Origin of the sequence: Rahnella inusitata, assembly GCF_018288855.1 — a bacterium.
GTDB lineage: Bacteria > Pseudomonadota > Gammaproteobacteria > Enterobacterales > Enterobacteriaceae > Rahnella > Rahnella inusitata.
On the sequence record NZ_CP065024.1, the window covers coordinates 40,034 to 54,577 of the forward strand.

The 14,544-nt window shown below is 51.7% G+C and carries 6 protein-coding genes and 2 rRNA genes; 1 reads left to right on the forward strand and 7 read right to left on the reverse strand.

Annotated elements, in window-relative coordinates:
* Positions 1-18 precede the first annotated feature (18 nt).
* Entirely contained in the window at positions 19-3,720 is a 3,702-nt protein-coding gene (gene metH / locus I2123_RS00195) for a methionine synthase (RefSeq protein WP_213051544.1), read from the reverse strand.
* Between the two features lie 247 nt (positions 3,721-3,967).
* Here metH and iclR point away from each other — a divergent pair, with 247 nt between their 5' ends.
* Positions 3,968-4,810 (forward strand): glyoxylate bypass operon transcriptional repressor IclR, encoded by an 843-nt coding sequence (gene iclR / locus I2123_RS00200; RefSeq protein ID WP_213051545.1) that lies wholly within the window; start codon positions 3,968-3,970, stop codon positions 4,808-4,810.
* A 75-nt stretch (positions 4,811-4,885) separates the two neighbouring features.
* Here the strand turns inward: iclR and aceK are convergent, their stop codons facing one another.
* From aceK to I2123_RS00230, 6 genes are all read right to left on the reverse strand, one after another.
* Positions 4,886-6,616: a bifunctional isocitrate dehydrogenase kinase/phosphatase gene (aceK, locus tag I2123_RS00205; protein ID WP_213051546.1), complete on the reverse strand. Its 1,731-nt coding sequence runs from the start codon at positions 6,614-6,616 to the stop codon at positions 4,886-4,888.
* Positions 6,617-6,667: 51 nt separating this feature from the next.
* Entirely contained in the window at positions 6,668-7,990 is a 1,323-nt protein-coding gene (gene aceA, locus I2123_RS00210; RefSeq protein WP_213051547.1) for an isocitrate lyase, read from the reverse strand.
* 42 nt (positions 7,991-8,032) lie between these two features.
* The gene (aceB, locus tag I2123_RS00215; RefSeq protein ID WP_213051548.1) at positions 8,033-9,631 is read right to left on the reverse strand and encodes a malate synthase A; all 1,599 of its coding nucleotides are present in this window, start codon (positions 9,629-9,631) and stop codon (positions 8,033-8,035) included.
* Positions 9,632-10,003: 372 nt separating this feature from the next.
* Positions 10,004-10,933, reverse strand: a complete 930-nt coding sequence (gene metA, locus I2123_RS00220; protein ID WP_213051549.1) for a homoserine O-acetyltransferase MetA — start codon at positions 10,931-10,933, stop codon at positions 10,004-10,006.
* 314 nt (positions 10,934-11,247) lie between these two features.
* Positions 11,248-11,363, reverse strand: a 5S ribosomal RNA gene (rrf, locus tag I2123_RS00225).
* A gap of 146 nt (positions 11,364-11,509) precedes the next feature.
* Positions 11,510-14,419, reverse strand: a 23S ribosomal RNA gene (locus tag I2123_RS00230).
* Positions 14,420-14,544: the final 125 nt, after the last annotated feature.

A 14,544-nucleotide genomic window follows, 5' to 3' on the forward strand; every position in this document is an offset into this window, starting at 1 on the left:
TAACGGGCATTTTTACTCTCAGTCGGCGTCGTAGCCAAGATTCGGCGCCAGCCAGCGCTCCACTTCGGCGATCGGCATATTTTTACGCGCCGCATAATCTTCCACCTGATCGCGCTGGATTTGTGCCACGGCGAAGTATTTGCTGTCCGGATGACTGAAGTACCAGCCCGATACCGCCGCGCCCGGCCACATGGCGAAAGATTCCGTCAGTTGCATACCGGTGTTGGTTTCCACATCCAGTAATTTCCAGATCTGGCCCTTTTCCGTATGTTCAGGACAAGCCGGATAGCCTGGCGCAGGGCGAATGCCCTGATAGTTTTCGCGGATCAATTCTTCGTTACTGAGATTCTCATTGGCCGCAAAGCCCCAGTACACTTTCCGCACTTTCTCATGCAGATATTCCGCAAAGGCTTCGGCCAAACGGTCTGCCAGCGCCTTGATCATGATTTTGTTGTAGTCATCATGCTGTTTGTCGTACGCCTCGGCCAGCGCGTCTTCTTCCAGCCCGCCGGTGACCGCAAACGCGCCCATATAATCTTTCTTACCACTGGATTTCGGGGCGACAAAGTCAGCCAGACAGTAGTTGGCGAAATCAGTTTTTTCCGTCTGCTGACGCAGATGATGGCTGACTACCAGCACGTCCTGACGGCGTTCATCGCTGTAAATCTCGATATCGTCGCCTTTGCGGTTGGCCGGAAATAAACCCACGACGCCACGCGGATTAAGCAGTTTTTCCACCGAAAGTTTATCCAGCAGATCGTTGGCATCTTTGAAGAGGCGCCTGGCTTCTTCGCCGACCACTTCATCTTCCAGAATGCGGGGATATTTACCGGCCAGAGACCAGGTCATGAAGAACGGCGTCCAGTCGATATAATTGCGCAGCGTTTCGATACTGGCTTCCACTTTCTGCACACCCAGACGGTGCGCAACCGGCGGCGTATAACTTTCCCAGTCGATAGTCGTGGCGTTATCACGCGCGACTTCCAGACTGACCGGAGGTGTACGCGGTTTTTTACGGCCATGCTGGATACGCACGGTGTCATACTCTTTGCGCGTGCGTTCAATAAATGGGCCGCGCTGTTCATCCGACAGTAACGCAGACACCACACCAACGGAGCGTGAAGCATTTTGCACATACACCGTTGGCCCGCTGTAGTTTTGCTCAATTTTCACCGCGGTGTGCGCTTTGGAGGTCGTCGCCCCGCCAATCAGCAGCGGCATGGTAAACCCGCGGCGCTCCATCTCTTTTGCCACGTTCACCATTTCATCCAGCGAAGGCGTAATCAGCCCGGAAAGACCAATAATATCGACCTTTTCTTCAATGGCGGTTTTCAGAATTTTGTCAGTAGCAACCATGACGCCGAGATCAATAATCTCGTAGTTATTACACTGCAGCACCACGCCAACGATGTTTTTGCCGATGTCATGCACATCGCCTTTCACCGTGGCCAGCAAGATTTTGCCGTTGGTTTTGCCTTTCTCTTTGCTGGCTTCGATGTATGGCTCGAGGTAAGCCACCGCCTGTTTCATCACGCGCGCAGATTTTACCACCTGTGGCAGGAACATCTTACCGGCACCAAACAAGTCCCCGACCACGTTCATGCCGTCCATCAATGGTCCTTCGATCACTTCAATCGGGCGGGCGGCCTGCTGGCGACACTCTTCCGTATCCAGTTCGATAAACTCAGTAATGCCTTTAATCAGGGAATATTCGAGACGTTTTTTGACGTCCCAGCCGCGCCATTCAGCCTGTTGTTTATTGGCTTCGCCGTCGTCTTTGTTACCACGATATTTTTCCGCCAGATCGAGCAACCGCTCAGTGCCGTCATCGCGACGGTTTAAAATCACGTCTTCCACGGCATCGCGCAGTTCAGCCGGTAAATCATCATAAATCGCTAACTGACCGGCGTTGACGATCCCCATGTCCATACCGTTCTGGATGGCGTGATAGAGGAACACAGCGTGAATAGCTTCGCGGACGTGATCATTGCCGCGGAACGAGAACGAAACGTTGGAAACACCACCGGAAATTAAGGCGTGCGGCAGCTGCGCTTTGATGTCAGCGCAGGCCTCGATGAAATCCACCGCGTAGTTGTTGTGTTCTTCAATGCCGGTTGCGACGGCAAAGATGTTCGGGTCAAAAATGATGTCTTCCGGCGGGAAGCCCACTTTTTCGGTCAGTAATTTGTAGGCGCGACGACAGATTTCAATTTTGCGCGAGCGGGTATCCGCCTGCCCGGTTTCATCAAACGCCATGACCACCACGGCGGCACCATAGCGGCGAACGATACGTGCATGATGCAAGAAAGCTTCCTCACCTTCTTTCATCGATATCGAGTTAACAATGCCTTTGCCCTGAATGCACTTTAGCCCCTGCTCGATAACGTTCCACTTGGAGGAGTCGATCATGATCGGTACACGGGCGATATCCGGTTCACCGGCAATCAGGTTGAGGAAGCGCACCATCGCCGCTTCGGCGTCCAGCATTCCTTCATCCATGTTTATATCGATGATTTGTGCTCCGCTTTCCACCTGCTGGCGGGCAACGGCTAACGCTTCGGCATATTTCTCTTCTTTGATCAGGCGTTTAAACCGCGCCGAGCCGGTGACATTGGTACGCTCACCGACGTTCACGAACAGTGTTTTCGGATCGATGGTCAGCGGTTCAAGCCCGGCCAGACGACAGGCTACCGGGATCTCTGGTATGACGCGTGGCGGCACGCCTTCAACGGCTTTAACCATTGCCGCAATATGCGCAGGCGTTGTGCCACAGCAGCCGCCAACGATGTTCAGGAAGCCCGAGCGCGCCCATTCGCCAATGTGCTCGGCCATTTCTTTGGCTTCAAGATCGTATTCACCGAAGGCATTCGGCAGCCCGGCGTTTGGGTGCGCCGTAACGTAGCATTCTGCGATCCGGGATAATTCGGCCACATATTCACGTAATTCTTCCGGCCCCAGTGCGCAGTTCAGGCCAAAGGTCAGCGGTTTGACATGACGCAGGGAATTGTAAAAGGCTTCAGTCGTCTGGCCTGACAAGGTGCGGCCAGAGGCATCGGTAATTGTGCCGGAGACCATGACCGGCAGCACGATGCCCAATGCTTCAAATTCTGTTTCTACTGCAAACGTGGCGGCTTTGGCGTTGAGCGTGTCAAACACGGTTTCGATCATGATCAGATCAGCGCCACCTTTGATCAGCGCGCGGGTGGATTCGCGGTAGGCTTCCACCAGTTGATCGAAAGAGACGTTACGGAATGCCGGATCGTTCACATCCGGAGAGATCGAGGCGGTACGGTTGGTCGGCCCTAAAACACCCGCAACGTAACGCGGCTTCTCCGGTGTGCGGGCGGTCCATTCATCAGCGCATAGACGCGCCAGACGGGCGGCTTCATAGTTAATTTCAGCCGACAACGACTCCATGTGGTAGTCAGCCATCGCGATAGTGGTGGAGTTGAAAGTGTTGGTTTCAAGGATATCTGCGCCAGCGGCCAGGTAGCCGTTGTGGATCTCGACGATCACTTCCGGTTTGCTCAGCACCAGAAGATCATTATTGCCTTTAAGATCGCTTTCCCAGTCGGCAAAACGCTCGCCGCGGTAATCCTCTTCTTCCAGACGATAGCTTTGGATCATGGTGCCCATGCCGCCGTCCAGAACCATTATGCGCTGTGCCAGCTGCTTATGTAGCGCTTCTACTCGATTAGTCACTTTCACCTCATCACCCATCACGCACACCCGGTAAATTGTTCATTCATACGCCGGAAATTATGGTCAACATCCTAGCATACCTTCCCGAACCAAAAGGCCGCGCCGACGTGAGACTTTTTCAATTCGGGAAGACATCCCGCAAATGCAATGCAACACATCGGATGAGCGCAAAGGCAGGTTGCGATCCATACTGTAAAAACGAAAACTAATTCCAAAAATGATTTTTCTTCGCCAACCTTTGGCGCATCTTACAAGGAACAGGCTTATGGCAACGTCCGCATCGACCCCGGCCAAACGCGCTAAAAAACCTAAAGCCGCAGCCGCATCAGGCAGCGCCGCCACCGGACAGGTTCAGTCCCTGACCCGTGGCCTTAAATTGTTGGAATATATTGCTCAGGCACAGGGCAGCGTAGCGCTCACCGATCTGGCTCAACAGGCCGGTTTACCGAATTCAACTACCCACCGTTTGCTGACCACCATGCAGCAGCAGGGGTTTGTGCGTCAGGTCGGTGATTTAGGTCTGTGGACCATCGGCTCGCACGCATTTGTGGTGGGCAGCAGCTTTCTGCAAAGCCGTAACTTGCTGGCGATGGTGCACCCGATGCTTCGCCGGCTGATGGAAGAATCCGGCGAGACCGTGAATCTGGCGGTGCTGGATCACAGTGATTATCAGGCGATCATCATCGATCAGGTGCAATGTAATGCGCTAATGCGAATGTCTGCGCCGATCGGAGGAAAACTGCCGATGCACGCCTCGGGCGCGGGGAAAGCGTTTTTGTCCACATTACCGGAAGAGCGGCTGGTGAAACTGCTGCATAAAATCGGGTTGCATAGCTATACGCCGCTGACCAAAACCTCGCCGGTGAATCTGAAGCTGGAACTGACGGAAACGCGAAAGCGCGGGTATGCCTTTGATGACGAAGAGCATGCGCTGGGACTGCGCTGTGTCGCGACCTGCATTTACGATGAGCATAACGATGCCTATGCTGCGATTTCGATTTCAGGCCCGGTCTCACGCATCACCGATGACCGTGTCACCGAACTGGGTGCGCTGGTGATCCACGCAGCAAAAGAAATTACGCAGGCATATGGCGGTGGTAAGCATTAAAAGCGAAGTTTGATCGATTTTTTCAGAATTCACATCTTTCGGTTCTGGCAACAGCCAACTACATTCACTCATATATCAGGGAGCATCATCCCCTGATATATTTTGAAACCGCTGACTTTGTTTGTACGCATATACATCTTCTACATATCCCTTTAGGATCCTTTGCTGAAGCCCCTGCCAGTAATCTGGAATAAATATATCACCATGCAGGTTTTCAAGGACTGAGCGAATTCGGGGGTCTGTACACAGGAAATATCTAAATTCCTCAGGAAAAACATCATTCTCCGCAATGCTGTACCAGGGTTCGCTGGCCAGTTCATCTTCTGGAAAACGCGGCGAAGGGATATTACGGAAATTCACTTCAGTCATATAACAGATTTCATCGTAATCATAAAACACCACGCGACCGTGGCGGGTCACACCAAAGTTTTTGAACAGCATATCGCCGGGGAAAATATTGGCTGCTGCCAGCTGTTTTATTGCGTTCCCGTATTCTTCGATCACGTCATACAGCTGCTGATCGCTGGCCTGCTCCAGATAAAGATTCAGCGGTGTCATGCGTCGTTCGATGTACAAATGCCGCAGAACAATACTACTTCCCAGATGTTCCATTTTTGCCGGTACCTCCCGCTGTAACTCCGCCATCAGTTCCGGGCTGATGTTTTTCTTCGGCAGAATAAAGTGCTCAAACTCCTGGGTATCCGCCATGCGTCCAACGCGGTCATGTTCTTTGACCAACTGATAGCACGCCATAACCTGCGCTTCGGTGACCTCTTTTTGCGGCGCGAAACGATCTTTTATCACCTTAAAAACACGGTCGCTGCCCGGCAGGGTAAACACCAGCATCACCATGCCTTTTACGCCCGGTGCCACAATGAAAGATTCATCGGTCTGCGCCATAAAACGTAAATGCTCACGATAACCCTCCGTTTTTGCGTGCTTCTGACAGCCGATGGCGCTGTAGAGCTCGGCGGTGGTTTTGGCCGGTAAAATCTCACGCAGCCATTCCACCAGCGCACCAGGCTGAGGGGCATACACCATGAAATACGAACGGGCAAAGCCGAAGACAATACTGGCATCGTTGCTGTCGGTAAGACAGGCATCGACGAATAACGCGCTCTTTTGACCCAGATGCACGGGCAGCAATAACGGAAAAACCTGATGCCCGATCCTGATTTTACCAATGATCCACGCGGCTTTGTTGCGGTAAAAAATCTCCGTCGCCATCTCAATCACAGCGTCAGAGAGTTGTGCCGCAGAAAAACGTTGTTGCAACGCTGTGGCGATATAATCGACATCACGCGGCGCGTTTTCCCAGGGTAAGCGCATTGGGAGATCGCCAAGCACCTTTTCAAGCGTGGTCATGAGATCACCCTGAACCGGGTATTGGCGCGCTAACGGACGCGGGCAATTTCTCTGCGGATGAGAGGGCTGTTCACTGAAGATATAGAGTTTATCTGCGGTCAGATCGCGGTGTTTGAAAATCCGGCAATAGACTGAATTAAAGAAGCTTTCAGCAATTTCTGCCCGTGGATAGTCTGGCAACAGTTCTGAATAACAATTTTTGACCCGAATCAGAAAAGCCGCATCATAAAAATGAGGGCCAGTGATGCATTTAAGCTGGGCGACCACCAGCCCGACGTGATGATCGTAAAGATGGATACGTTGCTTCATCGCCGCCTGTACTGCGGGCCAGTCTGCCTGCTCGAATCTCTGCTGAGCACCGGCGGTCACCTCCAGAAAACGGCCATACTGCGCATCGAACCCTTGTAAAATCGTCTGAGCAATTAGCAGCTCTATGCGCATCGTCTGGCTCCTGAAGGAGAAATACCCGACTTTCGCCGGGCAAAGGAAAAATCAGTGAGGTGTCGATGAGAATTGCTGCTCTTCCGTCGAACCCGTTAAAGCAGTCACCGAGGAGTGCCCACCCTGAATAATGTTAGTGACCTTATCGAAATAGCCGGTGCCCACTTCCTGCTGATGAGAAGCAAAGGTATAACCGCGACCGATGGCGGCAAACTCTGGCTCCTGCACTTTTTCAACGTAATGTTTCATGCCCTCTCCCTGCGCGTAAGCGTGGGCCAGATCGAACATGTTGAACCACATACTGTGGATACCTGCCAGCGTGATGAACTGATACTGGTAGCCCATAGCGGCAAGCTGATCCTGAAAGCTGGCGATGGTCTTATCGTCGAGATTTTTCTTCCAGTTAAACGAGGGTGAGCAGTTGTACGCTAACAGTTTGCCGGGATATTTAGCGTGGATGGCCTCAGCAAATCGCTGGGCAAGCGCCAAATCCGGTGTCGAGGTTTCGCACCAGACAATATCAGCATAAGGGGCATAAGCCAGCCCGCGGCTGATGGCCTGTTCGATTCCCGCGTTCGTACGGTAAAAACCTTCGTGCGTCCTTTCGCCAGTAATAAACTGGCTGTCATACGGGTCACAATCGGATGTCAGTAAGTCCGCCGCATCGGCATCTGTTCGTGCGACCAGTAACGTCGGAACGCCGAGCACGTCTGCCGCAAGACGCGCGGAAACCAGCTTTTGCACCGCTTCCTGAGTCGGTACCAGCACCTTGCCGCCCATGTGTCCGCATTTTTTCACCGCTGCAAGTTGGTCTTCGAAGTGCACCGCCGCTGCGCCTGCTTCGATCATGGATTTCATCAGTTCAAAGGCATTCAATACACCGCCAAACCCGGCTTCAGCATCAGCGACAATCGGCAGGAAGTAATCTGTGTAACCTGGCTGCCCCGGTTCAATGTTATTCGACCACTGAATCTGATCGGCGCGGCGGAAGGTATTGTTAATGCGGGCCACGACTTCCGGGACGGAATTCACCGGATACAATGACTGATCGGGGTACATGCTGGATGCAGTATTGGCATCCGCAGCGACCTGCCAGCCGGAGAGATAGATGGCTTCGATACCGGCTTTTGCCTGCTGCAATGCCTGACCGCCGGTCAGCGCGCCCAGACAGTTCACATACCCTTTGCGTGATGATCCGTGCAATAACCTCCATAAGCGGGCTGCACCATGCTGTGCCAGCGTGCACTCGGGGTTAACGGAGCCACGCAGACTGATCACTTCAGCGGCGGTATACGGACGGGTAATGCCTTTCCAGCGTGGCTGGTTCCAGGTTTCTTCTAGCTGCTGGATTTGCTGAGTACGTGTTGTTTTCATGGCAAATGCTCCGGTCTTTTTTTATAGGTAGGGTAAGAATGATCAGGCCAGCAGCTGATAGCCCGGCAGGGTCAGGAAGTCGATAAGCTCATCCTGTGTAGTGATTTTTTCCATCAAAGTGGCAGCCTGCGTGAAGCGGCCAGCGCTGAAACGTTGTTCTCCCAGCTCATGCTGGATCACCAGCATTTCTTCATTTAGCATGCGGCGGAACAAGGGCTTGGTCACCAGCTGGCCATCGCTGAGCGTTTTGCCATGATGGATCCACTGCCAGATGGAGGTGCGGGAGATTTCTGCGGTCGCCGCGTCTTCCATCAGCCCGTAAATCGGTACGCAACCGTTGCCGGAAATCCAGGCTTCGATGTACTGAATCGCCACTCGGATATTGGCGCGCATGCCCTCTTCGGTACGCTCGCCGGAGCAGGGTTCAAGTAACTGCTGAGCGGTGGTTTCCTCATCCTCTTCGCGCATGACATCAAGCTGATGAGTACGCGAACCGAGTGCTTTATCGAAGACTTCCAATACTGTGTCGGCCAGCCCAGGATGCGCGATCCACGTGCCGTCATGGCCGTTTTTCGCCTCAAGCTCTTTATCGGTTCTGACTTTATTGAGCACTAGTTCATTACGCTGGACATCTTTGCTGGGGATAAATGCCGCCATACCGCCCATTGCAAAGGCACCGCGACGGTGGCAGGTCTTGATCAGCAGCCGTGAGTAGGCGCTGAGGAAAGGCTGGGTCATGGTGACCGACTGACGATCGGGTAAAACGCGATCACTATGATTTTTGAGCGTTTTAATATAGCTGAAGATGTAATCCCAACGGCCACAATTAAGCCCGACAATATGATCTCGCAGGTGGTACAGGATTTCGTCCATCTGGAAAACAGCGGGCAACGTCTCAATTAATACAGTGGCTTTGATTGTGCCGCGCGGTAAATCTGCGTAGTCCTCGGCAAAGCTGAAGACCTGGCTCCACCAGTCAGCTTCATGATAAGACTGCATTTTTGGCAGATAAAAATAGGGGCCGCTGTCTTTGGCGAGCAAGGCGCGATAGTTGTGGAAAAAGTACAAAGCGAAATCGAACAATGAACCGGGGATCGCTTCGCCCTGCCATGTCACATGCTTCTCTGGCAGATGCAGACCGCGAACGCGGCAAATCAGCACCGCTGGATCGGGCTTGAGCTGATAAATTTTACCGGATTCATTGGTGTAACTGATGGTGCCATTTACCGCATCCCGCAAATTGATCTGCCCTTCAATGACCTTCTGCCAGTCAGGAGCCAGCGAATCTTCGAAGTCAGCCATAAAAACTTTCACATTGGCATTGAGCGCGTTAATCACCATTTTTCGCTCAACAGGTCCGGTAATTTCAACACGACGATCTAATAAATCCGTTGGGATGTTACGTATTTTCCACTCTGATTTTTTAATGGAATCTGTTTCCGAAATAAAATCAGGAAATTCTCCCTGGTCAACTTTCTGCTGTACGGCGATGCGGTCTGCCAACAACCGGTTACGCGATGGCGTGAAATGCACAACCAGTTCTGACAAAAAATCGACGGCTTCTTCCGTCAGAATAAGGGTTTCATGCTCACCAAAATGGCGTAAAAAGCCAAGCTGACTGCGGGTAATTTGCTCTGACATCGCTATTCTCCTGATTTATCTGCTTAATCTGCCAGACCACCTCACTGAGCAGATGCTATTACGGTAGGAAATAAACCAGTCTCGTCAGCCAATCTCTGTGACGATTTCTTTCTGGTTATTTATCACCCGATAGACTTAAGCGTAATCAGGAATCACATAAAATCAAAAACGATTTCCATTTTATTTTTACTTTTTAAATCTCTTCTTCTTAATCAAAAAGATAGAGATGAAAATAATTATTCTGAAATGAGAATTAATTTCGAAAATTGGAGAAAATGTTGAGAGGGTGTATCGAAAAATGTGGGTGATAGCGGGGAAGGAGTGAATCCGGCAGACGATCATGTGTGATCGTCTGCCGGATCTTTAAGTCTGTTATTCCAGGGTTGGATTCATCTGGCGAAGATCAAATGGTGTGATCTGATAGACGTAGTAGTTCAGCCAGTTCGTAAAGAGCAAATGGCCGTGGCTACGCCAGGTTGCCTTTGGTGATAACTCGGCATTATCTTGGGGAAAATAGTTGTAAGGCATGTCGGGAGATAGCCCTGCGGCGACATCTCGGAGATACTCACCGGCCAGGGTACCTGCATCATACTCTGGATGCCCGGTGACGAAGGCCATTCGCTTATCTTTAGTCGCAAAAAGATAAGCCCCCGCTTCTTCCGATTCAGCAAAAATATCCAGATCCGTGTACTGACGCAGGACATCCGCCGGGAAATCTGCATAGCGGGAGTGCGGTGCCAGGAAAGTTTCATCAAATCCGCGGGTTAGCAATGCAACGGATTGCAGCGTCTGATGTGGATAAACGCCTGACAGCTTGGTTTCACGCGTCATTTTTGGAATGTCATACAACACGTTTAAAGCCGCCTGAACCGCCCAGCATACAAACAGCGTCGAAGTAACGTGCTCCTTTGCCCAGTGGATAACACGCTCTATCTCAGGCCAGTAGGCGACATCGCAGAAATCGACAAGCCCGAGAGGTGCTCCGGTGACAATCAGACCGTCATAGTTGTCATGCTGGATATCTTCGAAATCACAGTAGAAGTTATCGAGATGCTCAGCTGGCGTATTTTTTGATTCGCGGTTATCGATTCGGAGAAGCTGTACATCAATTTGCAGAGGAGAGTTAGAAAGCAGCCGCAAAAACTGATTTTCGGTCTCAATTTTCTTTGGCATCAGGTTGAGTACCAGCACTTTCAAAGGTCTGATTTCCTGAGTTTTTGCGCGCGACGAGGTCATCACAAAGACATTTTCATTGCGCAGGAAATTCACGGCTGGTAACTCATCTGGAACCCGGATCGGCATAGCAACTTCCTCACTGCATCCATTTATACGTTTAGACTTCTAGACAGCCGAAGATAGCGGACTTTAGCAGTAATGTCGAGCCTGCAAGCAGTAAGTGAAAATGTTTCAGCTTCGGTTATTTATTTAGACGTTCGGGATATATAGAGAGAGATATTAAGGGAATTAAGCGATAAAGCTTTGGGCACATAAGCCGTGAATTTGAACAGAAAACGTTCCGGAAGGTAAACAGAACCACCTATTCTCTCCGCCGTTGTCCCAAATCCCAGACAGCAAAAAGCCCTGTACGTCAGTACAGGGCTTTCCACTTATTTGATGCCTGGCAGTTCCCTACTCTCGCATGGGGAGACCCCACACTACCATCGGCGCTACGGCGTTTCACTTCTGAGTTCGGCATGGGGTCAGGTGGGACCACCGCGCTAGTGCCGCCAGGCAAATTCTGTTTCATCCGTACCGCCACGCACCGTGATTTCTCACAACGCCTCGCCATACGAACCAATCTCGGAACGTCGCTGAAAATCTACTTCTCCACGCTCGCGCGCAGCAGAGTCACTCTAATCAAAACACCTTTGGTGTTGTAAGGTTAAGCCTCTCGGGTCATTAGTACTGGTTAGCTCAATGCATCGCTGCACTTACACACCCAGCCTATCAACGTCTTAGTCTTAAACGTCCCTTCAGGTGGCTTAAAGCCACAGGGAAGACTCATCTCGAGGCAAGTTTCGCGCTTAGATGCTTTCAGCGCTTATCTTTTCCGCATTTAGCTACCGGGCAATGCCATTGGCATGACAACCCGAACACCAGTGATGCGTCCACTCCGGTCCTCTCGTACTAGGAGCAGCCCCTCTCAATCTTCCAACGCCCACGGCAGATAGGGACCGAACTGTCTCACGACGTTCTAAACCCAGCTCGCGTACCACTTTAAACGGCGAACAGCCGTACCCTTGGGACCTACTTCAGCCCCAGGATGTGATGAGCCGACATCGAGGTGCCAAACACCGCCGTCGATATGAACTCTTGGGCGGTATCAGCCTGTTATCCCCGGAGTACCTTTTATCCGTTGAGCGATGGCCCTTCCATTCAGAACCACCGGATCACTATGACCTACTTTCGTACCTGCTCGAGCCGTCACTCTCGCAGTCAAGCTAGCTTATGCCATTGCACTAACCTCACGATGTCCGACCGTGATTAGCTAACCTTCGTGCTCCTCCGTTACTCTTTAGGAGGAGACCGCCCCAGTCAAACTACCCACCAGACACTGTCCTCACCCCGGATCACGGGGCCGAGTTAGAACATCAAACATTAAAGGGTGGTATTTCAAGGTTGGCTCCACGCAGACTGGCGTCCACGCTTCAAAGCCTCCCACCTATCCTACACATCAAGGCTCAATGTTCAGTGTCAAGCTATAGTAAAGGTTCACGGGGTCTTTCCGTCTTGCCGCGGGTACACTGCATCTTCACAGCGAGTTCAATTTCACTGAGTCTCGGGTGGAGACAGCCTGGCCATCATTACGCCATTCGTGCAGGTCGGAACTTACCCGACAAGGAATTTCGCTACCTTAGGACCGTTATAGTTACGGCCGCCGTTTACCGGGGCTTCGATCAAGAGCTTCGCATTGCTGCTAACCCCATCAATTAACCTTCCGGCACCGGGCAGGCGTCACACCGTATACGTCCACTTTCGTGTTTGCACAGTGCTGTGTTTTTATTAAACAGTTGCAGCCAGCTGGTATCTGCGACTGGCTTCGGCTCCGAGAGCAAGTCTCTTCACCTACGCGCCAGCGTGCCTTCTCCCGAAGTTACGGCACCATTTTGCCTAGTTCCTTCACCCGAGTTCTCTCAAGCGCCTGAGTATTCTCTACCTGACCACCTGTGTCGGTTTGGGGTACGATTTCGTGTTACCTGGAGCTTAGAGGCTTTTCCTGGAAGCATGGCATCAACTACTTCACCACCGTAGTGGCTCGTTATCACGCCTCAGGGTTGAATATGTAACCGGATTTACCAAGTCACACCCCCTACACGCTTGAACCGGGACAACCGTCGCCCGGCTAGCCTAGCCTTCTCCGTCCCCCCTTCGCAGTAACACCAAGTGCTGGAATATTAACCAGCTTCCCATCGACTACGCTTTTCAGCCTCGCCTTAGGGGTCGACTCACCCTGCCCCGATTAACGTTGGACAGGAACCCTTGGTCTTCCGGCGTGCGGGTTTTTCACCCGCATTATCGTTACTTATGTCAGCATTCGCACTTCTGATACCTCCAGCACCCCTCACAGGACACCTTCGACGGCTTACAGAACGCTCCCCTACCCAACAACGCCTAAGCGTCGCTGCCGCAGCTTCGGTGCATGGTTTAGCCCCGTTACATCTTCCGCGCAGGCCGACTCGACCAGTGAGCTATTACGCTTTCTTTAAATGATGGCTGCTTCTAAGCCAACATCCTGGCTGTCTATGCCTTCCCACATCGTTTCCCACTTAACCATGACTTTGGGACCTTAGCTGGCGGTCTGGGTTGTTTCCCTCTTCACGACGGACGTTAGCACCCGCCGTGTGTCTCCCGTGATAACATTCTTCGGTATTCGGAGTTTGCATCGAGTTGGTAAGCCGGGATGGCCCCCTAGTCGAAACAGTGCTCTACCCCCGAAGATGAGTTCACGAGGCGCTACCTAAATAGCTTTCGGGGAGAACCAGCTATCTCCCGGTTTGATTGGCCTTTCACCCCCAGCCACAAGTCATCCGCTAATTTTTCAACATTAGTCGGTTCGGTCCTCCAGTTAGTGTTACCCAACCTTCAACCTGCCCATGGCTAGATCACCGGGTTTCGGGTCTATACCTTGCAACTTGACGCCCAGTTAAGACTCGGTTTCCCTACGGCTCCCCTATTCGGTTAACCTTGCTACAAAATATAAGTCGCTGACCCATTATACAAAAGGTACGCAGTCACCCAACAAAGTAGGCTCCCACTGCTTGTACGTACACGGTTTCAGGTTCTATTTCACTCCCCTCGCCGGGGTTCTTTTCGCCTTTCCCTCACGGTACTGGTTCACTATCGGTCAGTCAGGAGTATTTAGCCTTGGAGGATGGTCCCCCCATATTCAGACAGGATGTCACGTGTCCCGCCCTACTCATCGAACTCACAATAAGTGCATTTTTGTGTACGGGACTATCACCCTATACTGTGCGACTTTCCAGACGCTTCCACTAATGCACAAACTGATTCAGGTTCTGGGCTCTTCCCCGTTCGCTCGCCGCTACTGGGGGAATCTCGGTTGATTTCTTTTCCTCGGGGTACTTAGATGTTTCAGTTCCCCCGGTTCGCCTTGCATGGCTATGTATTCACCATGCAATAGTGTGTCGAAACACACTGGGTTTCCCCATTCGGGTATCGTCGGTTATAACGGTTCATATCACCTTACCGACGCTTTTCGCAGATTAGCACGCCCTTCATCGCCTCTGACTGCCTAGGCATCCACCGTGTACGCTTAGTCGCTTAACCTCACAACCCGAAGGTGTCTTAAAAGACATCGTCGCATTGCGATTATTTGAGAGACTCTATTACAGACAAAATCATCACTCAGTACTTCTACGGAGAGTGATGTTCAGCTGTAATGTTTCAATTTT